The following is a 25,306-nucleotide window of genomic DNA, read 5'->3' on the forward strand; positions in this document are numbered from 1 at the left end:
CGAACGAGCAAACGGGTCGGTTAAATTGGACGGGCTGTGCTCGACCCCAGCCACGATGGCGGTCGAGTTGTGCGACCTCACCGCCGCGCGGCCGGTATCTAGGAGAACTGGGAGAGCATGGGAAAAGGCACTGCGCCTGCACTTTTCGGTGTCCTGCTGGCCGCTGTCGGCCTGGCGGCGCCGGCTGCGGCGGCACCGGCCCCGTGGGCTCCGCCTCCGGTGAACTCCTGCGGGGAAACGGGATTCGACCCGCGGGCGCGCGAACCCGATCCGAAGGCGCCCCCGCCGCCGCTGCTGCCACCGCTGCCGCCGAATATCGATATCCCCGTGCCCTATCCGGAATTCGTGCCGGTTCCGGTGCCGGGTCCGCAGCCCGACAACACGCGTATCGATCCCGGTCCGCTGCCCGTCGACCCGTGCCAGAACCCCTGCCCGGACGTTCGCGACACCCCGAAGCCCGCGCCGCCGGCCGAAGAACCCGCGCCGCCGGCCGATTCCGGATCCGGCTCGGGATCCGCCGATTTCGGTTCGTCGGGATCGGCGTCGTCCGGATCCTCCTCGGGCTCGGACTCCGGGTCGAGCCAGGGATCCAGTTCGGGCTCCGCGCGATTCAACATTCCGCGCATCCACATCCGGCCGGAACCCGAGCCGATTCCGATCCCGGTGCCCGGCGGTGAACCGCCCGCGCCGCAGACCCCGCCGCCGCCCGTCGTGCATCCGGCCGAACCCGGAGCCGTCGCGGCGCCCGTGGCTCCGCGGCAGGTGGAGTCGGTCGATCTGGTGAATCAGGTGACCGGCCACGGCTCGACCAACCGCACCGATATGCGCTGGGGTGTCGACGGAACAGATCTGGGCATCATGTGGGAGAACCGCCCGGGCGAGGTGTCGGTGCTGTTCGGCGACACCTTCGGCAAGGGCTGGGTGGGCAACGGCGCCGGCGGGCCCGACTGGCGCAGCAACGTGATCGGCTACAGCACCGAACGCGACCTGTCCAAGGGCCTGATCATCGACCAGATGGTGCAGGACAGCCGCTGCCACGCCGCCGAACTGCTGGACAGCCGCAAGATCAAGAACTACGAGACCACGGTCATCCCGACCTCCGGATTCGCGCTGGGCAACCGGCAGTACGTGAGCTACATGTCGGTCAACCACTGGGATCGGATCCCGGGCATGTGGTGGACCAACAAGGGCGGGCTGGCGTACTCCGACGACAACGGCCGCACCTGGGTCAAGGACCAGTACGCCGTGTGGGACAACATGTTCGGCCTCAAGCAGTTCCAGGTCACCACGATGGTCCCGCACGGCGACTACGTGTACATGTTCGGCACCCCGAACGGCCGCATCGGCCTCATCGGCCTGGCGCGCGTGCCGCGGGCCGAGGTGCTCAACAAGTCGGCGTACCAGTACTGGGTGAACGGCACCTGGGCGCCCGCGGAGGACAACTCGGCGAGCCCGATCCTGCCGGGTATCGCGGGCGAGCTGTCGGTGCGCTTCGACGAGGAGAGCGGGCAGTGGCAGCTGGTCTACCTCGATCCGGCCCGGGCGGCCATCGTGCTGCGGACCGCGGCCGAACCGCAGGGCGCCTGGACCGACGGCGTGGAGCTGGCCAGCACCAACGACTACCCGAAGGCGTACGGCGGCTTCATCCATCCCTGGTCGACGGGGCGTGACCTGTACTTCACCATGTCGGCCTGGGACAGCTACAACGTGTATCTGATGCACGCGAAGCTGGACGAACCGCAGCCGCGGAAGCCCGAAACGGAGGACGACCCCGCCGAGCCGGCCCCTTAGCGGGCTGGCACACCTACGTCAGCGACGTCTACACGCCCGCGCGACGGGCGCGGTGTCACCACCGGCCAGTACTCTCGAAGCAATCATGGCCACCTATTTCGACCCCAAGTCCTGGTCGCCGCTGCGCGCCGTGGACATCGGCAGGCGCCTGCTGGACCCGGTCGCCGACCTGAGCGCCGGCACGGTCACGGCGCTGCTGCCCGATGTGCTGATGACGCTGCTCAGCGAGGGCATCCTGAGCCAGTTCGGCGGCCAGGAGGTCAGCGCCACGCTGCTGGGCCACGAGATGACGGCCACGCTGCGCACGCTCAAGGCCCGCCGTCGCGGCGCCCACTTCCAGACCAAGACGGTGCTGACCGACCTGCGATGGAATGGTCACCCGATCGAGGAGATGACGGTGATCGCGCACGGCGTGCGCTTGGTCCCGGGTGTACCGACCAAGGTGCGCACGTCCACGCTGGACCTCACCGGCACGGTCACCACCGCGGCCCTGGTCGACTGGCTCAACGACGGCCGACTGGACTGGCGGCTGGGCGTGGACGAGACCACCGGGCTGATCACCGCCCGGCACCGGCGCCGAAGAATCCGCGCCCTGGTGGACGCGGCGGTCACGGAGAATCTGCTCACCATCGCCGTCCACCGGGCGCACTGGTTCGGCGTCCCGATCCCGCGCCGCTGGGTCCGGGTCGCCCCGCTGACCCTCACCGACCTGCCGAAACACATCACCATCGTCCGCGCCGACCGCACCGGGGACCGGGTGCGCTTCCATATCGCCGTCCCCGAGGTCGCCGGATCGTTCGACCTCGCCCAGATCCGCTCGGCCATCGTCACCGGCACGACGCTGATCGTCTTCTAGGGCGCCCCGGCGTTCCACCATTCGAGCAGCGCCGCCTCCGCCTCGTCGCGCGACAGCGGCCCGCGATCCAGACGCAGTTCCTTCAGGTACCGCCACGCGCGGCCCACCTGCGGGCCCGGCGGCACGCCGAGCAGTTCCATGATCGCGTTGCCGTCCAGGTCGGGCCGGACGCGCTCGAGGTTCTCCTGCTCCCGCAGGTGCTCGATGCGCGTCTCCAGATCGTCGTAGGTGGACTGCAGCTGGGCGGCGCGGCGTTTGTTGCGGGTGGTGCAGTCGGCGCGGACCAGTTTGTGCAGGCGCGGTAGCAGGTCACCGGCGTCGGTGACGTAGCGGCGCACGGCCGAATCGGTCCACTGGCCCTTGCCGTAGCCGTGGAAACGCAGATGCAGGTAGACGAGCCGGGCCACATCCTCGGTGAACTGTTTCGGATAGCGCAGCGCCCGCATGCGCTTGCGGACCATCTTGGCGCCGACCACCTCGTGGTGGTGGAAGCTCACCCCGCCGCCGGGCTCGTTGCGCTTGGTCGGCGGCTTGCCGACGTCGTGCAGCAGCGCCGCCCAGCGCAGCACCAGGTCCGGATCGCCGTCCTCCTGGTCGATGGCCTGGCGCAGGACGGTCAGCGAATGCTGGTAGACGTCCTTGTGCTGGTGGTGCTCGTCGATCTCGAGCCGCATCGCCGGCACCTCGGGCAGCACCCGCTCGGCCAGGCCGGTCTCGCACATGATGTCGATGCCGTCGAGGGGATGGTCGCCGCCGATGAGCTTGTCCAGTTCGGTCCGGACGCGTTCGGGGGTGATCCGGCCGATCTCGTCGGCCATCACGCCGATCGCGGCGCGCACGCGCGGGGCGAGATCGAAGCCCAGCTGCGAGACGAACCGGGCGGCGCGCAGCATGCGCAGCGGATCGTCGTTGAACGAATCCTCCGGCGCCGCGGGCGTATCCAGCACCCCGGCGAGCAGAGCCGCCATCCCGTTCAGGGGGTCGACGAATTCCAGTTCGCCGACCGCGCCGATCCGCACGGCCATGGCGTTGACGGTGAAGTCGCGGCGGATCAGATCGCCCTCGAGGGTGTCGCCGAAGGTGACCTCGGGATTGCGGGAGACGCGGTCGTAGCTGTCGCTGCGGAACGTCGTGATCTCCAGCTGCCACCCCGACTTGGACGCGCTCACCGTGCCGAACGCCAAACCGCCGGTGTCCCAGAGGTTGTCGGCCCACCCGCGCAGGATCCGCTGCGCCGCTTCCGGTCGCGCGTCGGTGGTGAAGTCGAGGTCGGTGCCGAGCCGCCCCAGGACGGCGTCGCGCACACTCCCGCCCACCAGATACAACTGATGACCGTGCGCCGCGAACATCTCGCCGAGCGGAGTGAGCACATCCGACAGCTGCCCGACCGTTATGGCCGCCGCCGCGAGCAAACGAGTACGACGATCCTCGTGCGGATCAGACACTGTTGCATCCTCGGACTTCGGCGAAACCACGGAAACGCAGCTTAGTTGGTCCCCCACCACACCCCGCCGCCGCGCCGGGCAAATCCCCCGCCCGCACCGACACGCCGATGATCTTCACATCGCCGCACACCCCCAGTTGTCACATCAACACCACCGCAACCCTCACGGTTTGCGGCGCGGCTCGGTTTTCGGTGGCCTCTGCGCAAGCGACGAAGGAGCAAGCAGAGGCCACCGAAAACCGAGCCACACGGGCGCCGCAAACCCGCGACGCCGAAGGCGGCGCCATTAGACACAGCTAGACTGACGCAGTGTCTCCGGCCGATCGCGCGAACAGTCGACGTCGCCAACCCCGGCGCCGCGGTTCGTCCGGTAATGCGACGGCGGACAACCGCAGGGGCAAACCGCGCATGCGCACCGTGCGCGAGACCTCCGCGGGCGGCCTGGTGGTGGACGGCCTGGACGGTCCGCGCGAGGGGCGCAGCGCCGCCCTGATCGGGCGCACCGACCGCCGGGGTCGGTTACTGTGGTCGCTGCCCAAGGGACATATCGAGGAGGGGGAGACCGCCGAGCAGACCGCCGTCCGCGAGGTGGCGGAGGAGACGGGTATCAACGGGGTCGTCGTCACCGAGCTCGGCAGTATCGACTATTGGTTCGTCACCGACGGGCGCCGGGTACACAAGACTGTGCATCACTATCTGATGCGGTCGGTGGGCGGTGAACTGTCCGACGCCGACGTCGAGGTCACCAAGGTGGCCTGGGTGCCTTTGAGCGAACTCGACACCCGGCTCGCCTACGCCGACGAACGGCGGCTGGCGGAAGTCGCGAACCGCCTGATCGACCGGATGGAGAACGGCAGACAATGACGCGTGAGGGTCACCATCGACGCCGCCTGGTGCCGATGCTCATCGCGCTGGCGCTGGCGGTGCTCACCGCACCGCTCGCCGGACCGGCCACCGCGGAACCGTCGGGTAGCGGCGGTTCGACGGCGTCGTCGCCGAAATTCCTCAAGCTGACGCTGGATTCGGTGACACCGAATACCGTGACCACCAGCAGTGATTCGGTCCTGACGGTGACGGGCACGCTGACCAATATCGGCGATCGCGTCGTCGACGACGTGAGCGTGCGCCTCCAGCGGGCGAGCGCCATCACCAATCCCAGCGGCCTGCGGTCCATGCTGGACATGGACCAGGTGAACTACGACATGGTCGGGCCGTTCCAGGACGTCGCCGAGCGGCTGACCCCCGGGCAGCGCAAGCAGTTCACGCTGCGCGTCGCCGTGCGCGAGGAAGCGCGTGGCAGCAGCGGCAGTACCCCGATCACCTCGTCGCTCGACATCACCGATCCCGGTGTGTATCCGCTGCTGCTGAACGTGAACGGCCAACCGGCGTACGGCAATCAGGCCCGCCTCGACGACGCCCGGTTCCTGCTCCCCGTGCTCGGGCTGCCGCCGACGTCCACCGACGCGAAGACCCCTGGGGCCCCGGCGGTTCCGGCCGCCACCGACTCTCCCGTCGCGACCACGCTGATGTGGCCGCTGGCCGACCGGCCGCGGCGGATGGCCGGCATCCCCGGCTCGGTCGACGGCAAGGAGTTGCTGACCGACGACGAGCTGGCCGGTGAGCTGGCCCCCGGCGGCCGCCTCGACCAGCTGGTCTCGGCGCTGGAATCCACGGTGCAGCCCGAGGCGGGACGGGACGCCACCCGCGGCCCCGGTCTGGCCGGATCCGTCTGTCTCGCCATCGATCCCGATCTGCTGCTGACGGTTTCGGATATGACTCAGGGCTATCGGGTGCTGGCGAGCCCGTCGGATCCCGACGGGACCACCCGCGACGGCTCGGGCGCCGACGCCGCCAAGAACTGGTTGGAGCGGTTGCGCACGCTGGCGCCCTCGCTGTGCACGGTGGCGCTGCCGTTCGCGCAGGTCGACATCGGTGCGCTGGCCGCCGTGCAGGATCCGGTGCTGACCGCCCGCGCGGTGGAGGCGCCGGCCGACATCGTGGACTCGATCCTGTCGGTCAAGTCGGTGCGCGGCGTCGGCCTGCCCGCGTCCGGAAGCCTCGATCCCGAGGGCGCCACGCTGCTCGCGAGCCACGGCTATCACACGGCCGTGGTCGCCGACAATGCCGTGGCGCCGCTCGATTCCCGCAGTACCGCAACGGGTTCCACGAACTCGCGCACCGAGGGGGCGACGGTCCGCAGCACCGCGGCCGTCACCGCCGCGGCCGACGAGTCGAGCCCCGAGATGGTGCGCCTGCCCGGTATCACCCCGGCGCCGACCGCCACTGCGCCGCAGCAGCCGGACGCCGCGCTGCACGCGGCCACCTTCGACGTCTGGTCGGCCACCGCGCTGGCCGCGGTCGGCTCGAATCCGCCGACGCCGCCGTTCACCCCCGACCGGGTGCGTTACGAGGTCACCAACGATTCCCGCGCGGCCCGGATGCAGGACGCGCTCGGCGCGGTCTCGTGGTCGGCGCTGAATCCCCAGCCCGACCGCCCGCGATCGGCGCTGCTGATGCCGCCGCAGCAGTGGGGGGCCGGCCGCGACGAGGCCACCGCCCTGCTGAGTCAGCTGGATCTGCTGTTCCGCAACGGGCTGGCCACGCCCCGGTCGTTCACCGATCTGATGGCGCAGCCCGCGGATCCGCAGCCGTACGAGGTGGACTACCGCGCGGAGGCCGCCGATGCCGCAGTGCCCGATCAGTTCATCGCGCCCGTCCAGGAGCAGCAGCGCCGCATCACCGATCTGCTGGGCGCGCTGGTCGAGGTGCCGCAGCAGGAGCCGACGCCGCGCGCCTTCGTCCAACCCCTGCGCGACGACCTGGTCCGGACGCTGACCATGTCGGACCGCACGAGCACCGGGCTCCAGGCCGATACCGCCGCCCAGCGCCGGATCGACCAGCTCACCCGGACGATGGACAACCTCTATCGCTCGGTCACCGTGCTGCCGCCGGGCGGGGTGTACACGCTGGCCTCGGAGCAGAGTCCGCTGTTGCTGGTGGCGCGCAACGAGCTGCCGGTCGCCATCCGGATCCGGTTCCGGATCGGCGCGCCGAGCGGGACGAGCATCACCGATATCGGCGAACAGCAGCTGCCGGCGGAGGGGACACGGTCGTTCCAGATCCCCACCCAGGTCAGCGACACCCGCAATCTGGTGATTCCGATCTCTATTACCACACCCGACGGAATCGCGCTCGGCAACGCCACGTCGGTTTCGGTGCGGTCCAACGCTTACGGTCAAGCGTTGGCGATAATTACCGCATGCGCCGGTGCACTGCTGTTCCTGTTGGCCGGTCGTCGTTTGTGGCGCCGGTTCCGGGGACAGCCGGATCCGGCCGACGAGGGGTTGGACCCGGGGAAGCGCCGCAGGCTGAACCGATACCTGCGCGCGCGGAAGCGGGTGCTGCAGGAACAGGAGGCACCATGAGCGACGGCGCGATCCGTTCGGGTATCGCCGCGGGGGATGTGCCGCTTCCGTTAGCCACGGCCCTACGGACCCGGAGGGCATGGTGAGCGAGCGCGGCGAGTACGACAGCCGCCCTCGGCCCGTCGATCCCGACGACGGTCCGCCGCCCCGGCGCGCACCCGCCGCCCCGTGGGAACGCAATCCGCACCCGCCGCCCGGCCCCGAGGGCCCGCCGGCGCAGCAGATGCGTCCCGTATCCCCGCCCCCACGCCGCCGCGTCCCCCTGAGCGGTCCGATCCCACCGGTCCCCCCCGGCCCGGACGCCCCGCCCAGCGGTGCCATGCGCCGCGTCCCCCCGGGCCACCGCATGCCACCCGAAGACCACGGCTACCGCATGCAGCCCGACGACCCGGGCTATTACCCCTCACCCGAGGACCACGGTCGCCGCATGCCACCCGAGGATCCCGGCTACCGAATGCCGCCGGAGGATCTCGACCGCCGCATGCCACCCGACGACCCGGGACATCGCATGCCCACCGACGATCCCGGCCGCCGCATGCCGCCCGACGACCTGGGACATCGGATGCCGCCGGAGGACCCTGGCCGCCGCATGCCGCCCGAGGGCCGGGGCTATCGGATGCCACCCGAGGACCTCGGCCGCCGCGTGCCACCAGAGGGCTCGGGACATCGCGTGCCCGAGGACTACATGCCGCCCGAGGGGCAGGGCTACCGTGTGCCCCTAGACGACCACGGCCGCCGGGTGCCGCCGGAGGATCCGGGATATCGCTTGCCCGCCGACGACCCTGGTCGTCGCATGCCGCCCGAGGATCCCGGCTACCGGGTGCCGCCGGAGGATCTCGATCGCCGCGTGCCGCCCAACGACCCGCGGCGGATGCCGCCGGGCGGGTCCCGGCGGCCCGCGCCGCCGAACGGGCGCATGCCGCCGCCGAGTCAGCCGATGCGGCAGGTTCCGCCGGGCGCTCGCCCGGGCGGGCCGCCGCCACGCCATGGCCGCCCCGGTGCGCCGGGGCCCGTTCCGCCGCCCGGCGCACGCCCCGGCGGCCCGCAGCCGTATCCGGATCAGCAGGCTCCGCCGCCGCGCGGCCGGCCGCCCGCCGCGGGCACACCGGTTCCGCCGGGACGGCGGCCGTACCCGCCGGATCCGGCCAGCGGACCCACCCGGCGGATCCCGCGACCCGAGAACGCCGGGGGGACATCGCGTTCGGAGGCTCGGCGCGCGGCCGGCCGTTCCGACGGCCCGGCGCACGCCACCCGGACGGCGCCGCGCACCGCGGCGCAGACCGCCGTCGCCGAATCGCCGAATTCGAATCAGCGGCTCGTCCGCGACTCCGGCTCGATCGCGATCGCCACGCTGATCAGCCGCATCACCGGCTTCGGCAAGCAGCTACTCCTCGTGACGGTGCTCGGCCCCGCGATCGCCAGTGCGTTCGCCTCCGCCAGCCTGATGCCGAATATGATCGCCGAGCTGGTGCTGGGCGCCGTCCTCACCGCGATCGTGGTACCCACCCTGGTCCGCGCCGAACAGGAGGACGCGGACGGCGGAGCGGAATTCGTCCGCCGCCTGGTCACCGCGGCGTTCACGGTGCTGATGGTCGCCACCGTGCTGGCGACCGCGGCCGCACCCGTGCTGGCCACCCATGTCTTCGTCTCCTCCGACGGCCAGGTCAACACCGCGCTGACGACGGCACTGACCTATCTGCTGCTCCCGTCGATCCTGTTCTACGGGCTCTCGGCGCTGCTCACGGCCGTGCTCAACACCCGGCAGGCGTTCAAGCCGGGCGCCTGGGCGCCGGTGATGAACAACGTGATCGTGCTGGTCGTCCTCACCCTCTACGCGATAACACCGGGCGAGATCACCCTCGATCCGGTGCGCATGAGCGATCCGAAGGTGCTGCTGCTGGGCGTCGGCGTGACCGCCGGTGTCATCACCCAGGTCGTGAGCCTGCTGCCCGCCATCCGCCGCAACAACATCGATCTGCGGCCGCTGTGGGGACTCGACGCACGGCTGAAGCAGTTCGGCACCATGGGCGGCGCGATCATCCTGTACGTGCTGATCAGCCAGATGGGCCTGATCTTCGCCAACAACATCTCCTCGCACGCCGACGCGGCCGGACCGACGATCTACCAGAACGCGTGGCTGCTGCTGCAGCTGCCGTACGGCGTCCTCGGCGTCACGCTGCTGACCGCGATCATGCCGAGGCTGAGCCGCAACGCGGCGGCCGACGACACGCCCGCGGTGGTCGACGACCTGTCCGTCGCCACCCGGCTGACCATGATCGCGTTGATCCCCGTCGTCACCTTCCTGACGATGGCGGGACCGCAGGTCGGCGAGGCGCTGTTCGGCTACGCCCGGTTCGCCGGCGACGCGGAACGCCTCGGCACGGCGGTGAGCTGGTCCGCGTTCACCCTCATCCCGTACTCCCTGGTGCTGATCCACCTGCGCGTGTTCTACGCCCGCGAACAGGTCTGGACACCGACCTGGATCGTGCTCGGCATCACGGCGGTCAAGGTCCTGTTCTCCGGGCTGGCGCCGGTCATCGCGAGTTCGGCCGACCAGGTCGTCATCGTGCTCGGCGTGGCGAACGGGCTCGGGTACACCGTCGGCGCGGTGATCGGCGGCTTCCTGCTGCATCGCAGTCTCGGCGATCTGCGCATGGCCAACGTCGGGCGCACGGTGACCCGGGTGGTGCTGGCATCGGTGGCCGGCGCCGCGGTCACGCTGATCATCGACCAGGTCATCGGGCTGTCGAACCTGCACAGCGGTTTCGGCGCGATATTCCGGGTCGGCGTCGACGCCATCGTCATGTTCGGTATCGCCTTCGGTCTGATGCGCCTGGCGGGCATTCCGGAGATCGTGGCCATCACCGTGGCGATCTCGCGCCGCCTGGGCATCACGCCGCCGGCGCCGGATCTCGGACTCGACGAGGACGTGGACGTCGGCGACACGATGCTGCTGCCGCGGGTCGAGGCGGCGACGCCGTACTACTACCAGTACGACCCGTATCTCGACAGCCAGCAGACCATGGTCCTACCTGTTATCCGACCCGGTGCCGTTGACCGCACCGGTACGGGCGAGTTCCCGTACCCTGTTCGGCAGAGAAACGCAAACGCCGGATCCGGCGCCCGCGGGGCCGGTACCCGTGAGCCCGAGGTCGGCCGAGTCGGCGACGTCCCCGGTGCGCCGCCGGTCCAACGAACTTCGACACACCAGGGCGAAGGAGGCACGAGGGTGAGCGACGACGCGGCGGGCGGCGTCCCGGCCGCCGACCCTGCCGATGCGGCAGGCGCAGTGCGCACCGACGATGTCCCGCCCGGGCAGCCCCCGGCCGATCGCACCGCGGACTCCGGCTCGAACGACGAGCTGACCGCGGCGCATTCGGCCGAAGGGGAGCCACCGGCCGGCGACGAGCAGTCGATGCCGCCCCGCGACCCTGCCTACGACACCGGCATGATGGCCCCGGTCGGTTCCCCGGAGATGCCGCCGATGCGAGTCGAGTCGCCGGCGAAGCGGTCCCAGCGCGGCCCCAAGCTGATGCCGGGCGCCTCGGTGGCGGGCGGGCGCTATCGCCTGCTGGCCGACCACGGCGGAGCCCGCGGCCTGCGATTCTGGCAGGCGCTGGACGTGAAGCTGGACCGCGAGGTCGCGTTGACCTTCGTCGACGCCGATCAGAAGTCCGCCGACAACTCCGGCCACGACGGCCCGCAGGCGATCCTGTCCCGCACACTGCGCCTGGGCCGGATCAACTCGCCGGGCCTGGCCCGCGTCCTCGACGTGGTCCGCGGCAGTTCGGGCGGCATCGTGGTGGCCGAGTGGACGCCGGGCAGATCGCTGCGCGAGATGGCCGAGACGCGGCCGTCGCCGATCGGCGCCGCGCGCTCGATCCGGGCGCTGGCGGCCGCGGCCGAACTCGCCCATCGCGGCGGCGGTTCGCTATCGATCGACGACCCGGACCGGGTGCGCATCAGCGCCTCGGGCGACGCGGTCCTCGCCTTCCCGGGCACCCTGGCGGATTCGGACGCCCAGTCCGACGTACGCGGCCTCGGCGCGATGCTGTACGCGCTGATCACCGCCCGCTGGCCCATCCGCACGGGCGGGGTGAGCGGCGCGGCCGCGACGGTCGGCGGGCTGCGGCTGGCCGATTTCGGCTCCGACGGAACTCCGGTGGAGCCGCGGCAGATTCGCCCCGAGACGCCGTTCGAGATCTCCGCGGTCGCGGTGCGCTCGCTGGAGTCGAACAAGGGCGTGCGCACGGCCGCGACCGTCCAGCACGTGCTGGAGCAGGCGTCGGTGGTCGATCAGAAGACCGACTTCATCCCGGTGCTGCGGCTGGGCCAGCGCGCGACGAGCGCGCCGGACGAGTCGCTGGCCGATCCGGAACTGCTCGCGCAGGAGAAGGAGCGGTCGCAGCGGATGATGTGGATCCTCGTCGGCCTGGGCGTCCTCGCGGCGCTGGTCGTCGGCGTGATCATCTGGTGGCTGCTGAGCATCTTCGCGCCGAGCAGCTCCGACGCGCCCCTGAACGAGCAGCGCAAGCTCGGTCTCACCACCGCGAACGTCGCTCCGGTGAACCCGACCCAGGGTTCGTCGGAGCCGCCCGCGGCGACCGGCGGCGGGGTCCCCGTGCGCCCGACCAGTGCGACGGTGTTCTCCCCGGAGGGCACCCCGGACAGTCCCGGCACGATCTCGGCGGTGCTGGATGGCAACCCCACCACGGTGTGGCACACCGACCAGTACTTCCAGCAGTTCCCCGCGCTCAAGAAGGGCGTGGGGGTCGTCTCGACGCTGGGCAGTCCCAGCAAGCTGAACAAGGTGACCATCGAGTCACCCAGTCCGGGCACGGTCGTCGAGGTCCGCACCTCGCCGACCGCCACGCCCACGCTCGACCAGACGCAGCTGATCGGCCAGGCCACCCTGGCCGACGGCGCCACCGACATTCCGCTCCGTGCCGACCAGCCCGCCCGTTACGTGCTGGTCTGGATCACCTCCCTGGCCAATTCCGGAGGCCAGTTCCAGACGTCGATCGCCGACATCCGTTTCGACGCCGCGCCCTGACGCGCCCGAAGCCGATTCTCGTATTTCCGTCTCTGGTTGCTGCTCGTTCGAGGCAGCCGATATGATTCACAGCGCGCTCTCAGCAGGGGAGCTTCCCGGGATCTGATACTTCGGTCCTGGATGACGCGAATTGTGTGGTGCCGTTCCGATCGGGGCGTAGCGCCGCTGTGAGCGAGCTCGAGAGCGCTGAATCCTAGGGGTATGTGTTGTCGTTTGATGCGGTCGAGCGGTCCAACGGGGGGATGTCCGAACCACCTGCTGCCCGGACCCGATCGCTCCCGCTCGACGAGGCCACCGACCGCCAGTTGCTCGCGGCGCACGTAGCCGGCGACCGCGACGCCTTCCGGGTGCTGTTCCACCGCCACCACAACCATCTGTGGCAGTTGGCCCTGCGTACCTGCCGCACGTCGGAGGACGCCGCGGACTGCCTGCAGGACGCGCTGCTCTCGGCGCACCGCAACGCCGCCGCCTTCCGCGGCGACGCGGAGGTCCGCAGCTGGCTGCACCGCATCGTCGTCAACGCCTGCCTGGACCGCATGCGGCGCAACAAGTCTCGCTACAGCATCTCGCTGTCGGACGAGACCGTCGCCGAACCCGCCGACGAGCGCGACGACATCGCGCACCGGGAGATGTCGATGGTCGTCGACGCCGCGCTGTTCGGATTGCCCGACGACCAGCGCGCCGCGCTGGTCGCGATCGACATGGAGGGGTATACCGTTGCGGAGGCGGCGCGATTGCTGGGCGTCGCCGAGGGGACGATCAAGAGCCGCTGCTCCCGGGGACGCAAACGGTTGCAGCAAGAATTGGAATTCCTGCAGGATCCGGGGAACCGGAAGTAGTTGAGATGCGTCATTACTAGAGACGAACAAAAACATCCGCGGGTACACACCACAGCAGGCCCGACCCGGAGAGGCGATGGACGACAAGGGCGAAGCCGCCCGGCGGCACCGGCCCGGGGCGTGGGACAGCGAGGACGACACAGGAGGCGCGATGGCATCCCGCTCGGTGCCCCAACCTCCCTTCTCGACCGACCTGCTGGCCGATCTCCACGCCGACAACGTGGCCCCGGAGCTGTCCGGCCGACTCTGGCCCCAGGTCCGTGAGGATCCGGAATCGCTGCGTTTCCTGCGTTCCCTCGACGACGTCACCGCCGAACTGCAGGCCCTGGGCCGGGATTCGCACGTCCTGCACCCGATTCCGCCGGATGTGAGTGCTCGCCTCGACCGCTTACTCGACGATCTCGCCCAGGGCGACCATCCCGCCGACCTCCCGACCGGCGACCAGGTGGCCACCGTGCACCACCTGCCGTACGGCCCCGCACCGGAGGGCTCCGGCGACTCGGCCCCGTCCACCCGCCCGATGGCAGCGGTTCCCGAGGAGGACGAGGACAACGCCGACCCGGCCGAGCCGATCCGCCTCGCCGCCCGCCGTTCGCGTCCCCTGCGCTGGCTCACCCTGGCGGCCGCGGCCGTCGCCGTCATCGCCGGCACGGTGGTCGCCGTGGATGCCGTCCGCGGCCGCGACACCATCCCGAATGCGTTCCCCACCAAGCAGACCGGCGCACCCCATCCGGGCGGCGACCCGACCGACGCGGTCCTGCTGAGCGCGCTGGGCCGCAACGACGTCTCCGGACCGCTCGGCGCGCCGGGCGCGCTGGCCGGCTGCGTCACCGCCGCCGCGGGTATCGACCGCACGGTCCTGGGGTCCATGGACTTCACCTATCAGGGCCGTCCGGCGGTGGTGATACTGCTCACCGCCCTCCGCCCGCCGAAGATCACCGCCCTGGTCGTCGGTCCCGGGTGCGGGCCCGGCGATGCCCAGCGGCTGGAGATGCGCGATATCGGCTGACGGCTGCCGGTCGGGGGAACAACAGCGTTTACCCTGTTGTTGATTGACACGTCTGATGACACATCTCCTCGGAAGGGCCTCATGAACACCCCTGTTCGCGACCTGATCATCGTCGGCTCCGGCCCCGCCGGCTACACGGCGGCCGTCTACGCGGCCCGGGCCGAACTGGAGCCGCTGCTGTTCGAAGGCACCCAATTCGGTGGCGCGCTGATGACGACCACCGAGGTGGAGAACTTCCCCGGCTTCCGCGAGGGCATCATGGGCCCGGACCTCATGGAGGAGATGCGCGAGCAGGCCAAGCGTTTCGGCGCCGATATCCGCACCGAGGACGTCGAGGCGATCGACCTCTCCGGCCCGATCAAGTCCGTCACGGTCGGCGGCGAGACGTACCAGGCGTACGCGATCGTCCTCGCCATGGGTTCGGCCGCCCGCTACCTCGACGTCCCGGGCGAGCAGCGGCTGCTCGGCCGCGGCGTCAGCGCCTGCGCCACCTGCGACGGCTTCTTCTTCAAGGGCCAGGACATCGTGGTCGTCGGCGGCGGCGACTCGGCGATGGAGGAGGCGACCTTCCTCACCAAATTCGCCGCGAGCGTCACCATCGTGCACCGCCGCGAGGAGTTCCGCGCCTCGCGCATCATGCTGGAGCGCGCCAAGAGCAACGAGAAGATCCGCTTCCGCCTGAACGCCGAGGTCGTCGAGGTGCACGGCGAGAACAGCGTGACCGGACTTACCCTGCGCGACACCAAGACCGGCGAGACCTCCGAACTCCCCGCCACGGGCCTGTTCGTCGCCATCGGCCACGACCCGCGCAGCGAACTCGTGCGTGGTCAGGTCGATCTGGACGACGAGGGCTACGTGCTGGTCACCCAGCCCACGACCGCCACCTCGGCCGAGGGCGTCTTCGCCGCCGGCGACCTGGTCGACCACATCTACCGCCAGGCCATCACCGCCGCCGGAACCGGTTGCCGCGCGGCCATCGACGCCGAGCGGTGGCTGTCCGAGCAGGGCGACATCACGTCGAACACCCTGGACCACGCCGACCGTCCGGTCGAAGTGTCCGCCAACTGATCCCTCTCGTTTCGAGTTCGAGGAGTACGACCATGTCCGATACCGCCACCAAGACCGTCACCGACGCCACGTTCGCCCAGGACGTCCTGGGCAGCGACAAGCCGGTGCTCGTCGATTTCTGGGCGTCCTGGTGCGGTCCCTGCAAGATGGTCGCCCCTGTGCTCGAGGAGATCGCCGCATCCCACGGCGACAAGCTGACCATCGCGAAGGTCGACGCCGACGCCAATCCGGAGACCTCGAAGGACTACGGCATTCTGTCGTTGCCTACGATGATCCTGTTCTCCGGGGGCCAGGAGACCAAGCGGATCGTCGGCGCAAAGGGCAAAGCCGCCCTGCTGCGCGAACTCGAGGGTGTTATCTGACCCGCCGGGGTTAGGATCTCTGCACCCGGGCGGATTGCCGAAAATCGGTCCGGGTCTGAGACAATCGAGCGACGCTCCGGTCGTGCGAGGGTGTGAGCCGTCGCATGAGTGGGTACCCCGGGTTGGCGGAAGGAAAGGGCTCTCACGCATGCACCGACTTCGTCATGGCGACAGCGGACCAGCCGTCGCTGAGGTTCGGAGCACCCTGGCAAGTCTCGGATTTTTCCATTTTCGCCCCAACGGGACCGACCGGTCGGACGTAAACGGGGAGTACTGGAAGGATTCCGACGCCGTTTTCGATCACGACCTCGATTCGGCGGTCCGCGCATTCCAGCAGCATCGCGGACTGCTGGTCGACGGAGTCGTCGGCCCGGCCACGTATCGGGCACTCAAGGAGGCGTCCTACCGGCTCGGCGCGCGCACGCTGATCTATCAGCTGTCCGCGCCGCTGTACGGCGACGACGTGGCCACGCTGCAGCGCCGCCTACAGGACCTCGGTTTCTACGTGCACCGCGTGGACGGCTATTTCGGCCCGCACACCCACGACGGGCTCACCGCGTTCCAGCGCGAGATCGGGCTGTCGTCCGACGGTATCTGCGGCCCCGACACGCTGCGCTCGCTGGATCTGCTCGGCGCCCGCGTCACCGGCGGCAATCCGCACCGGATCGCCGAGGAGGAGGTCGTGCACCGCGCCGGCCCGCAGCTGACCGGTAAGCGGATCGTCATCGATCCCGGAATGGGCGGCCCCGACAAGGGTTTCGCCGTTCCCACCGAATTCGGCGACGTCTACGAGTCGGAGATCCTCTGGGATCTCGCCAGCCGGCTGGAGGGCCGCATGGCCGCCACGGGCATGGAGACCTTCCTCTCGCGGCCCTGGGGCGCCAATCCGTCGGATGCCGAACGCGCCGAGACCTCCAACACTTTCGACGCGGATCTCATGATCTCCCTGCGCTGCGCGGCGAATCCGAGCCATCTGGCCAACGGCATCGCCAGCTTTCACTTCGGCAACTCACACGGTTCGGTGTCGATGATCGGGCAGGTGCTGGCCGGCTTCATCCAGCGCGAGATCGTGGCCCGCACCTCCCTGCAGGACTGCCGCACGCATTCGCGCACCTGGGATCTGCTGCGCCTCACCAAGATGCCGACGGTCCAGGTCGACATCGGTTACCTGACAAACGAATACGACGCCTCGGTACTCACCAACCCGCGCATGCGCGACGTCATCGCCGAGGCCATCCTCATCTCGGTCAAGCGCCTGTACCTGCTCGGCCAGGACGACCAGCCCACCGGCACCTACACCTTCGCCGAGTTGCTCGCCGAGGAACTGGCCGCCGCCGACCGGATGTAGTTCCCGGCTCACCCCAACCCCCCGCCTCCCCGTTTCGCGGCATGCTTTTGGCCGGGGATCCACTCGTACGGTGGGGTTCCCGGCCAAAAACGTGCCGGGACCCCTCTTTGTTGGCCCGCGCGCCTTCTTGTCGGCCCGCACGCCTTCTTGTTGGCCCGGCACGCCATCTTGTTGGCCCGCACGCCATCTTTGTTGTCCCGGCACGCTTTTGGCCGGGACAACAAAGGACCGTCAGGGGCAGCCCACCCGGGACTTCGACTCCATCGACGCGGCCGCCAGCAGCTGATCCAGGGCGTGCTCCACGTCTTCCTTCCAGAAGTGATCGCTGTCGAGTTCCAGGCGCAGCCGCGGGAAGCGGTGGTGCGGCGCGACGACGGTGAACCCGACGTCCTCCAGGAAGTCGGCATCGATCATGCAGCTCTCGGGGGAGCACGCCGAATCGGCCCGATGCCGGGGCGCGGACGGCGCCCCCTGCGCGGGTGAGTCGATTCGCTCCAGCAGGAACATCGACCGGACCGACCGCGTGGACAGTGCGGTCGCCGCCGGGTCCTTGCGGATGCCGAACGCCTCGATGGCGCGCACGCCACGCCGCACCAGATCGTTGACCACGGCCTGAATCAGCCGGGCGGCGACCTCACCGTCCTGGTAGGGGAATTCGGACCGCAGCGTGGTCAGCAGGACGGCGTCCGGGCTCACGGGTGACGTCGGGAACAACGCCGCCCGCGGCACCACGCTCGGCGGCGAATACAGGGCACAGCCCGCCGCCTGCCCGTCGATCAGAGCGACCTGACCGCACGACCCCCATTCGAGCATGACGGTGGACAGCCAGGCCTCCTTCTCGAAGACCGGGTCGCTGAATTCGCGAGAGTCCGCCGCCACGGCCGGATCGATCTCCCAGAACACGCACCGCCGGGCGTGTGCGGGCAGGTTGTCGAGTCCGCCGAGGGTCAGTGCGGTAACGCTGGTCGACACCGCTCTACTCAGCCTCCAGCTTTCCGATTCATCCACACTCACGCCGCATCAATATCTACTCGCCAGCAAGAATAAGCGATCAAGCGAACCGCCTCATTTCCGATAGCAGTGCTGTCCATCAGGATCGCAGCGCGGCACCCACGCCACTGTCACAGTGACGTTTCGCCGCCGGGCCTAGGTATCTCCGGTGATAACGCGGTTTTCGGCCGCGATCACTCGTCGTTCTAGCCCTGCTGCTCCATCATCTTCACGATGCGTTCCAGATCGGCGAGATCGCCGAATTCGACGACGATCTTGCCTTTTTTCTTACCCATACTCACCGTGACGCGAGTGTCGAACGAATCGGCCAACCGCTCGGCCAATCGATCCAGGCCGGGCATCTGGACCGGCTTGCGCTCGGCGGGACGGCGATCCTTCTCCTCATCCGGGTACCGGTTGGCGAGGGTGACCGCCTCCTCGGTGGCGCGGACCGAGAGGCCTTCGGCGACAATCCGTTCCGCCAGCTTTTCCTGCGCCTCGGCGCCGGACTCCAGGCCGAGCAGTGCGCGGGCATGCCCGGCGGAGAGCACGCCGGCCGCGACTCGCCGCTGGACCGGGATCGGTAACTTCAGCAGGCGGATCATATTCGTGACAACCGGCCGGGACCGGCCGATCTTGGTCGCCAGTTCCTCGTGGGTGACGCCGAATTCCTCGAGCAGCTGCTGATAGGCCGCCGCCTCTTCGAGCGGGTTGAGCTGCACCCGGTGGATGTTCTCCAGCAGGGCGTCGCGCAGCATCGCGTCGTCGGTGGTCTCCCGGACGATGGCCGGGATGGTCTCCAGCTCCGCCTGCTGGCATGCACGCCAGCGACGCTCGCCCATGACGAGCTGATACCGCGGGGTAGGGGAGGACTCCAGCAGCCGCACCACGATCGGCTGCATGAGGCCGAATTCGCGGACGGAATGGATCAGTTCGTCGAGGGCGTCCTCCTCGAAGACCTGGCGCGGCTGCTTGGGATTCGGCTCGATCTGGTCCGGCGGGATCTCGCGGTAGACGGCGCCGGCATCGGGCCCGTCGGCGGGATCGGGGACCCGATGCAGATACGCCGACGCCGGATGCGGGCCGATCGGATCCAGGCCGATGACGGCATTCGCGGCGGCGCTTCCGAGCCCCTGCACATCGGTCGGCCCGGTCGGGATCAACGCGGCGAGACCGCGCCCCAATCCGCCCTTCTTCGCCTGACTCATCGGCTCACCGGCCCCTTTCCTCGTTCACTCCACCAGCTGTGCCCACCACAGCACTCCGGGCGGCCATCTCGCGGCCCGCATCCAGATAACTCATCGCACCACGGGAACCCGGATCGTAATCCAGGACCGTCATGCCGTACCCCGGCGCCTCCGAAACCTTGACGCTCCGGGGGATCACCGAGCGCAGCACCACATCCCCGAAGTGCCCGCGCACCTCCTCGGCGACCTGATCCGCGAGCTTGGTGCGCCCGTCGTACATCGTGAGGACGACGGTCGACACGTGCAGCTCCGGATTCAGATGCGCCTGCACCAGACCGATATTCCGGATCAGCTGCCCCACACCCTCCAGCGCGTAGTACTCGCACTGGATCGGGATCAGCACCTCCTTGGCGGCCACCATCGCGTTCACGGTGAGCAGGCCGAGTGAGGGCGGGCAGTCGATCATCACGTAGTCGATGTCGTAGCCGGCCAGATTCGCGTCCTGGATCGCCGCCTTGAGGCGACCCTCGCGAGCCACCATGGAGACGAGTTCGATCTCGGCGCCGGCCAGGTCGATAGTGGCCGGGATGCACAGCAGCCGCTCGTTGTGGGGGCTGCGCTGGATCGCCTCCTGGACGGAGACCTCGCCGATGAGAAGTTCGTAGCTGGAGGGGACGCCGGAATGATGTTCGACGCCCATCGCCGTACTGGCGTTGCCCTGCGGATCGAGATCGATGACCAGCACGGTCATCCCCTGTAGCGCCAGCGCGGCAGCAAGATTCACGGCGGTCGTGGTCTTGCCGACACCACCCTTCTGATTCGCGATGGTGATGATGCGTTGCTCACGCGGCTTGGGGATGGTCATCGAACCAGGATGCAGTACCTGACTCGCACGCTGCGCCTCCGCCGCTATGGGCGTGTCGGCGGTGATGCTCCCGTACGGACGACCGAGCTCATCCAGATCGAAGCCGCTTCCGTCCAGCATTCCGGGCACGCGCGACGTTGTTTCCCGTGAAACATTCGCCGGACCGTTCGACATACAGGCTCCTAACCCCGAGAACTTCAGACACGTGCCAAGCAGCGTCAGCGCCGCATCGGCTCGAGCAAACGAAGCGCCGCGCGACGGAAATCGAGTCCGATGCCCATCCTGGCGGCCTGTAGGCACCGCGAATCTGCGCTCACGCTCGATGACACCTAGCTTGCCAGCCCCGAACGCATTACGGAAGTTGAACCGCTGCGATCACACCCCAACACGCAAAGTTTCTTGTCCGGAAGCCCTTTCGGCGACCTCCGGACGCCTCCGCGCCGTCTGTTCGAAGGGGAGCGGGGCAGCGGCATCCATGTTTCATGTGAAACAGCTGAGCCGCGGCACCCCCACCGACTCTTCATGTTTCACATGAAACGACGCCCACCCGGACCGTGAGGAAGTCGATGCGACAGAGACTCGGGCCTACACACGGGACCGCGCGCGCCGCATCGACTTCCTCAGTAGCGCACGACGATCGGCCGCCATGTTTCATGTGAAACCACGTGCCCGATGCGACACCGTCCCGCAGGAGTGAGCGTCCGAAGGATCCGTCCCGAGGGACAACGCATGGACAAAAGGCGAGAGACGAGAAGGAAGGAGGAGAAGGGAAGAGAGCGAAGAGGAGCGGAGCGGACGGAGAGCCGGGCGGACGGAGAGCCGGGCGGACGGAGAGCCGGGCGGACGGAGAGCGGACAACGAGGGGTGCGGAGACAGAAGGAGTGAGACGAAGTGAGGGCAGACGGACGGGACAAAGGGGCGACGAGACGGGACGGACAAGGGGAGAGGGCAAAAGGGGGACGGGATGAGAGGGAGAGGGGAGAGCAGAAGGGGGCGGATGGGAGGGCGGGAGGCGGACCCCGCCGTGTTTCACATGAAACATCGACCGCGAACGGCGGACATCCCAATCACCGTCTACGACTCACACCTACGAGAGCCCCAGCACCCAACGCTCACTCAGTCGGCCATGTTTCATGTGAAACAAGCGAGCCGCCCTCGCCCGGTTCAGAACCGAAGGCGACGGCGGCTCAGGGAAGACTCGACTAACGACGACGCTTGGACTTACCGCGCTCGCCGCGACGCTCGGCGCGGGGGAGGCGCTCGACGCTCAGGACGACCGTCGGCGGGGAGACGATGCCGGCGCCGCACTCGAGCACCTCGGCATTGCCGCCGCCGACCCGGGCGAGATCCTCACGGTCCCGCTCCAATTCCTCGGCGGCACTGGATCCCTTGAGCGCCAGCATCCGGCCGTGGTCTCGCACCAGCGGCAGCGACCACTTCGCGAGTTTGGCCAGCGGGGCGACCGCGCGGGAGGTGACGATATCGGCGCCGCCGGCGACCTTGCGGACGTCCGGCTGCTCCGCCCGGCCGCGCACCACCGTCACCTCCAGTCCGGCTTCCTCGATGAATTCGGCGAGAAAGATCGTCCGGCGCAGCAGCGGCTCGACCAATGTCACCCGGAGATCGGGACGCGCGATGGCGAGCGGGATTCCGGGCAGTCCGGCGCCGCTGCCGATATCCACGACCGCCGCCCCCGACGGGATCAGCTCGCCGAGTACTGCGCAGTTGAGGATGTGCCGATCCCACAGCCGGGGTACCTCGCGCGGGCCGATCAGGCCGCGCTCCACACCGGCGGTCGCCAGCGCCGCGCAGTATTGCCGGGCGAGCGGGAGGCGGTCACCGAACACCCGCTCCGCCGTCGCGGGCGGCTCCGGGACGGCCGCCGTGCCCGGGGCAGGGGAGTCCCCCGATTCGGTCACACCGGTTCCTCGTTCCACGTGAAACATCCTTCCGGATCGGGCGGCGGCGGGACATATCGACCCCCGCACAAGGGTAGGGCCCCCGGTTCCGCGAACCGGGGGCCCTACGCATTACTTGTCACTCAGGACGGCAGCACGACCACGTGCCGGTTGGGCTCCACGCCCTCGCTCTCGCTGGCGACACCGTCGATCTCCGCCACGGCGTCGTGCACGATCTTGCGCTCGAACGGCGTCATCGCGGCCAGCGATTCCGGCTCGCCCGACTCCAGCACCCGCCGCGCCGCGGCCTCGCCCAGCGAGCTCAACTCCTCGCGGCGCTTCGCCCGCCAGCCCGCCACGTCCAGCATCAGCCGGCTCCGCACGCCGGTCGCCTGCTGCACGGCCAGTCGCGTCAGCTCCTGCAGTGCGTCCAGAACCTCACCGCGCCGGCCGACGAGCTTGGACAGATCCCGTCCGCCGTCGATGCTCACCACGGCCCGGTCGCCCTCGACATCCAGGTCGATATCGCCGTCGAAGTCGAGAACGTCCAGCAGCTGTTCGAGATAGTCGCCGGCGATCTCGCCCTCTTCGATGAGCGCTTCCTCGGCGTCGTTGGCGTCCTCGGTCACCGCGCCCTTCTCGGCGTCCGCATCCCGGTCCGCCGCGGCGTCCGTGTCCTGACTCTCCGCCGTCTCCGCAATCGTCGTGCCGTTCGCGCTGAGGGCCACAGTGGCGTCCCCTCCGTCGGTCTCAACAGTCATGTGTGTCGTTTCCTTCAATCTGCATCATCCGTCGTATCCGGCGTTCACCACACCGGGAAGCTCTATGCAGGACTAGCGGCGTTTCTTCTGATTCGGGCGGCCGCGGTTACCGGATCGCTTGCGATTGCCTTGTCCGCCTTTGTTCGACGACGCCGTCGCCTTGTTCGCCTTGGCGGGAGCGGAGCCGTTGGTCGCCGCGGCCGGGGTCTCGCCGTCGGCCGCGGGTTCGGCGGCCGGCTCGTCGGCCGCCTTCTTCTTCGCGGCCGGCTTCGCGCCCGGCTTGGGGGCGTTCGCCGCGCGGCGCTCGACGGCCTGCTGCTTCTTCTGCTCTTCTTCCTTCTCGATACGGCCGAAGACCAGATGCTGCTGCCCGTAGGTCCAGATGTTGTTGGAGACCCAGTACATCAGGATGGCGATCGGCAGGAACGGGCCACCGACGATCACACCGAGCGGGAACACCCACAGCGCCATCTTGTTCATGAGCGCGGCCTGCGGGTTGGCCGCCGCCTCCGGGCTCTGGCGGGCCACCGACGCGCGGGCGTTGAAGTGCGTCGCCAGGCCCGCGATGATCATCAGCGGCACGGCGACCACGGCCATATTCCACACGTGCGGGATCCCGCCGTAATCGGCGAAGGCGTCCAGCTGCGCCTTGGGCGTCGTGATGGCCACCGAGATGGGGGCGCCGAAGAGCCGGGCACTCAGGAACGACTGCACATCGTCGGCGTTGAAGACGTAGTTCGGGGTGTGCGCGTTGTCGTAGGCCGACATCCCCAGCTGGCCGAATCCGGTGCCGGTCCGGTTGAACGATCGCAACACGTGATACAGACCGAGGAAGACCGGCACCTGCGCCAGCACGGGCAGACAGCCCATGAGCGGATTGAAGCCGTGGTCCTTCTGGAGCTTCTGCATCTCGACCGCCATCTTCTGACGATCGTTCTTGTACTTCTTCTGCAGCTCCTTGATCTGCGGCTGCAGTTCCTGCATCTGCCGGGTCGTCCGGACCTGCTTGACGAACGGCTTGTACAGCACGAGCCTGAGGGTGAAGACCAGGAACACCACGGCCAGCGCCCAGGCGATGCCGTTGTCCTTCCCCAGGGCGAACCCGAAGACCCGGTGCCAGAACCACAAGATCCAGGACACCGGATAATAAATGAAATCGAGCACGGCTCTATGTACTCCCGTCGGTCGTGTCGCCGGTCACCGCGCGCGGCGACCCTTTACAAGTCTGGTGTGCGGCCGGTTCCGGGGTCTCGTGACCGGTGTCGCCGGGAGACGTCGGAACGGGGTCCCACCCACCAGGGTGCCAGGGCGCGCATTTGGCCAGTCGCACGGCCGTCAATCCGATGCCGACGAACAGGCCCCGGGTCCGCAGCGCGGTCACCGCGTACTCGCTGCAGGTAGGCGTGAACCGGCACACCGGCATGCGGGTGGGCGAGACGTAGGTTCGATACAGCTCGATGAGAAATATCAGAGCGGACGCCGGGAACCGGGTCAGAGCGGAGAGCAGACGGGTCATGGCGATCCGTCCGGGAGAAATTTGCGCAGTGCCGCGCGCAGCTGGCGGTCCAATTCGGCCGAGGACAACTCGGCCGCGCCGGGTAGCGCGCGGATCACGATGTCCGCCTCGGCCGGAATCTCGTCCGCCAGCCCGGCACAGATATGACGCAGGCGGCGGGCGACGCGATGACGAACCACCGCATTGCCCACCGCCTTGCTGACGATCAATCCGAAACGCGGACCGCCGATACGAACCTCGGGTTCGAGCAGTAACGCGTGCACGACCAGATCACGCCTCCCGATTCGCCGCCCACGCCGCACCGTCCGGGAGAAATCGGCACGATGATGCAGCCGATACGGCTCAGGCAACACCCGTGTGTCCGAGCACGTATCGGCTGGGGGGATTCGGCGGACCGAACGGCGAACAGGTCATGGCGCCGATACCGGTGCCGATGACTCAGGCCGTGAGCGAAGCGCGGCCCTTGCGGCGGCGCGCGGTCACGATCGCGCGGCCCGCACGGGTCCGCATCCGGAGACGGAATCCGTGCACCCGCGCGCGACGACGGTTGTTCGGCTGGAACGTCCGCTTGCCCTTGGCCACGGTCAACACTCCTCGAGTAGGTGGGCGCCCTGCGGCACCCGAAGCTTGTCGGTGAAACTGTTCGCGACGAATGACTGGAATCGTCGCAACGCCCATCTCGGGCAGGGCAGCACGCAGCCGCCACCGCGACGAGGGGTGACTGTACGAGAGTACTGACCGGCCCGGTCCAGGTCAAACCGGGGTCCACCCCGTGGCGCACGCCGCTGACCTCGATCGATAGCTTTCCACAGCGGGCGTGCCGGAGCCTCCGCGCGGACGTTCCGGTGACGAACGACACGGCCGTGAACCGGCCTTGCCACCGACTCGCCCGAC

General features: G+C 69.1%; 20 protein-coding genes. 10 read left to right on the forward strand and 10 right to left on the reverse strand.

What is annotated here, in order from left to right; translation table 11 throughout:
* Positions 1–117: 117 nt before the first annotated feature.
* Both ON41_RS01165 and ON41_RS01170 read left to right on the forward strand, forming a co-directional pair.
* Complete coding sequence (locus ON41_RS01165; RefSeq protein WP_051160837.1) at positions 118–1,791, forward strand: glycoside hydrolase family 183 protein; 1,674 nt, start codon at positions 118–120, stop codon at positions 1,789–1,791.
* A gap of 85 nt (positions 1,792–1,876) precedes the next feature.
* Positions 1,877–2,647 (forward strand): hypothetical protein, encoded by a 771-nt coding sequence (locus tag ON41_RS01170; protein ID WP_040744228.1) that lies wholly within the window; start codon positions 1,877–1,879, stop codon positions 2,645–2,647.
* On the opposite strand, the gene ON41_RS01175 is transcribed toward ON41_RS01170, so the two are convergent.
* Positions 2,644–4,092 (reverse strand): CCA tRNA nucleotidyltransferase, encoded by a 1,449-nt coding sequence (locus ON41_RS01175; protein ID WP_040744229.1) that lies wholly within the window; start codon positions 4,090–4,092, stop codon positions 2,644–2,646. The genes ON41_RS01170 and ON41_RS01175 overlap by 4 nt on opposite strands.
* Positions 4,093–4,400: 308 nt before the next feature.
* Between ON41_RS01175 and ON41_RS01180 the strand changes: the two genes are divergently transcribed.
* The 8 genes from ON41_RS01180 to ON41_RS01225 all read left to right on the forward strand — a co-directional run bounded on the left by ON41_RS01180 (position 4,401) and on the right by ON41_RS01225 (position 17,195).
* On the forward strand, positions 4,401–4,955 hold the full coding sequence (locus ON41_RS01180) for an NUDIX hydrolase (RefSeq protein WP_063709812.1): 555 nt from the start codon (positions 4,401–4,403) through the stop codon (positions 4,953–4,955).
* Positions 4,952–7,516: a DUF6049 family protein gene (locus tag ON41_RS01185; RefSeq protein WP_040744233.1), complete on the forward strand. Its 2,565-nt coding sequence runs from the start codon at positions 4,952–4,954 to the stop codon at positions 7,514–7,516. Before ON41_RS01180 ends, ON41_RS01185 begins: the two co-directional genes overlap by 4 nt.
* Positions 7,517–8,453: 937 nt before the next feature.
* Positions 8,454–12,569: a murein biosynthesis integral membrane protein MurJ gene (locus tag ON41_RS01195; RefSeq protein WP_373281307.1), complete on the forward strand. Its 4,116-nt coding sequence runs from the start codon at positions 8,454–8,456 to the stop codon at positions 12,567–12,569.
* 242 nt (positions 12,570–12,811) lie between these two features.
* Positions 12,812–13,408 carry an RNA polymerase sigma factor SigM gene (gene sigM / locus ON41_RS01200; protein WP_051160839.1) on the forward strand — a complete coding sequence of 199 codons (597 nt, stop codon included), beginning with the start codon at positions 12,812–12,814 and terminating at the stop codon, positions 13,406–13,408.
* 76 nt (positions 13,409–13,484) lie between these two features.
* On the forward strand, positions 13,485–14,417 hold the full coding sequence (locus ON41_RS38725) for an RsmA family anti-sigma factor (protein WP_051160840.1): 933 nt from the start codon (positions 13,485–13,487) through the stop codon (positions 14,415–14,417).
* An 81-nt stretch (positions 14,418–14,498) separates the two neighbouring features.
* Positions 14,499–15,485 carry a thioredoxin-disulfide reductase gene (gene trxB, locus ON41_RS01215; RefSeq protein WP_040744237.1) on the forward strand — a complete coding sequence of 329 codons (987 nt, stop codon included), beginning with the start codon at positions 14,499–14,501 and terminating at the stop codon, positions 15,483–15,485.
* Between the two features lie 32 nt (positions 15,486–15,517).
* Positions 15,518–15,847: a thioredoxin gene (trxA, locus tag ON41_RS01220; protein WP_040744239.1), complete on the forward strand. Its 330-nt coding sequence runs from the start codon at positions 15,518–15,520 to the stop codon at positions 15,845–15,847.
* Between the two features lie 148 nt (positions 15,848–15,995).
* Positions 15,996–17,195 carry an N-acetylmuramoyl-L-alanine amidase gene (locus ON41_RS01225; protein ID WP_040744240.1) on the forward strand — a complete coding sequence of 400 codons (1,200 nt, stop codon included), beginning with the start codon at positions 15,996–15,998 and terminating at the stop codon, positions 17,193–17,195.
* Positions 17,196–17,426: 231 nt separating this feature from the next.
* On the opposite strand, the gene ON41_RS01230 is transcribed toward ON41_RS01225, so the two are convergent.
* The 9 genes from ON41_RS01230 to rpmH form a co-directional block, all read right to left on the reverse strand.
* Positions 17,427–18,167, reverse strand: a complete 741-nt coding sequence (locus ON41_RS01230) for a hypothetical protein (RefSeq protein WP_040744242.1) — start codon at positions 18,165–18,167, stop codon at positions 17,427–17,429.
* A 224-nt stretch (positions 18,168–18,391) separates the two neighbouring features.
* A complete protein-coding gene (locus ON41_RS01235; RefSeq protein WP_040744245.1) occupies positions 18,392–19,393 on the reverse strand; it encodes a ParB/RepB/Spo0J family partition protein in 1,002 nt (333 codons plus the stop codon).
* 4 nt (positions 19,394–19,397) lie between these two features.
* Positions 19,398–20,357, reverse strand: coding sequence for a ParA family protein (locus ON41_RS01240; protein WP_373281308.1), 960 nt, complete (start codon positions 20,355–20,357; stop codon positions 19,398–19,400).
* Between the two features lie 1,082 nt (positions 20,358–21,439).
* Complete coding sequence (rsmG, locus tag ON41_RS01245; protein WP_083905046.1) at positions 21,440–22,183, reverse strand: 16S rRNA (guanine(527)-N(7))-methyltransferase RsmG; 744 nt, start codon at positions 22,181–22,183, stop codon at positions 21,440–21,442.
* 95 nt (positions 22,184–22,278) lie between these two features.
* A complete protein-coding gene (locus ON41_RS01250; protein ID WP_221332855.1) occupies positions 22,279–22,896 on the reverse strand; it encodes a Jag family protein in 618 nt (205 codons plus the stop codon).
* A gap of 72 nt (positions 22,897–22,968) precedes the next feature.
* A complete protein-coding gene (yidC, locus tag ON41_RS01255) occupies positions 22,969–24,060 on the reverse strand; it encodes a membrane protein insertase YidC (protein WP_040744246.1) in 1,092 nt (363 codons plus the stop codon).
* 4 nt (positions 24,061–24,064) lie between these two features.
* On the reverse strand, positions 24,065–24,412 hold the full coding sequence (gene yidD, locus ON41_RS01260) for a membrane protein insertion efficiency factor YidD (protein WP_085995582.1): 348 nt from the start codon (positions 24,410–24,412) through the stop codon (positions 24,065–24,067).
* On the reverse strand, positions 24,409–24,765 hold the full coding sequence (rnpA, locus tag ON41_RS01265) for a ribonuclease P protein component (RefSeq protein WP_083905047.1): 357 nt from the start codon (positions 24,763–24,765) through the stop codon (positions 24,409–24,411). The genes yidD and rnpA overlap by 4 nt, the downstream gene beginning before the upstream one ends.
* Before the next feature lie 85 nt (positions 24,766–24,850).
* Positions 24,851–24,994: a 50S ribosomal protein L34 gene (gene rpmH / locus ON41_RS01270; RefSeq protein ID WP_040744549.1), complete on the reverse strand. Its 144-nt coding sequence runs from the start codon at positions 24,992–24,994 to the stop codon at positions 24,851–24,853.
* Between the last annotated feature and the right edge of the window lie 312 nt (positions 24,995–25,306).

The sequence above is a fragment of the Nocardia transvalensis NBRC 15921 genome (assembly GCF_000308875.1).
Taxonomy (GTDB): domain Bacteria; phylum Actinomycetota; class Actinomycetes; order Mycobacteriales; family Mycobacteriaceae; genus Nocardia; species Nocardia transvalensis.

What these genes read in the sequence shown, in the direction of transcription:
- sigM (WP_051160839.1), top strand. Translation starts at nt 12,812, where the DNA reads ATGTCCGAACCACCTGCTGCCCGGACCCGATCGCTCCCGCTCGACGAG.
- rsmG (WP_083905046.1), bottom strand. Translation starts at nt 22,183, where the DNA reads ATGTTTCACGTGGAACGAGGAACCGGTGTGACCGAATCGGGGGACTCC.
- ON41_RS01165 (WP_051160837.1), top strand. Translation starts at nt 118, where the DNA reads ATGGGAAAAGGCACTGCGCCTGCACTTTTCGGTGTCCTGCTGGCCGCT.
- ON41_RS01195 (WP_373281307.1), top strand. Translation starts at nt 8,454, where the DNA reads ATGCGGCAGGTTCCGCCGGGCGCTCGCCCGGGCGGGCCGCCGCCACGC.
- ON41_RS01170 (WP_040744228.1), top strand. Translation starts at nt 1,877, where the DNA reads ATGGCCACCTATTTCGACCCCAAGTCCTGGTCGCCGCTGCGCGCCGTG.
- ON41_RS01235 (WP_040744245.1), bottom strand. Translation starts at nt 19,393, where the DNA reads ATGAGTCAGGCGAAGAAGGGCGGATTGGGGCGCGGTCTCGCCGCGTTG.
- ON41_RS01225 (WP_040744240.1), top strand. Translation starts at nt 15,996, where the DNA reads ATGCACCGACTTCGTCATGGCGACAGCGGACCAGCCGTCGCTGAGGTT.
- ON41_RS01185 (WP_040744233.1), top strand. Translation starts at nt 4,952, where the DNA reads ATGACGCGTGAGGGTCACCATCGACGCCGCCTGGTGCCGATGCTCATC.
- yidD (WP_085995582.1), bottom strand. Translation starts at nt 24,412, where the DNA reads ATGACCCGTCTGCTCTCCGCTCTGACCCGGTTCCCGGCGTCCGCTCTG.
- ON41_RS38725 (WP_051160840.1), top strand. Translation starts at nt 13,485, where the DNA reads ATGGACGACAAGGGCGAAGCCGCCCGGCGGCACCGGCCCGGGGCGTGG.
- trxB (WP_040744237.1), top strand. Translation starts at nt 14,499, where the DNA reads ATGAACACCCCTGTTCGCGACCTGATCATCGTCGGCTCCGGCCCCGCC.
- trxA (WP_040744239.1), top strand. Translation starts at nt 15,518, where the DNA reads ATGTCCGATACCGCCACCAAGACCGTCACCGACGCCACGTTCGCCCAG.
- ON41_RS01250 (WP_221332855.1), bottom strand. Translation starts at nt 22,896, where the DNA reads ATGACTGTTGAGACCGACGGAGGGGACGCCACTGTGGCCCTCAGCGCG.
- ON41_RS01240 (WP_373281308.1), bottom strand. Translation starts at nt 20,357, where the DNA reads ATGCTGGACGGAAGCGGCTTCGATCTGGATGAGCTCGGTCGTCCGTAC.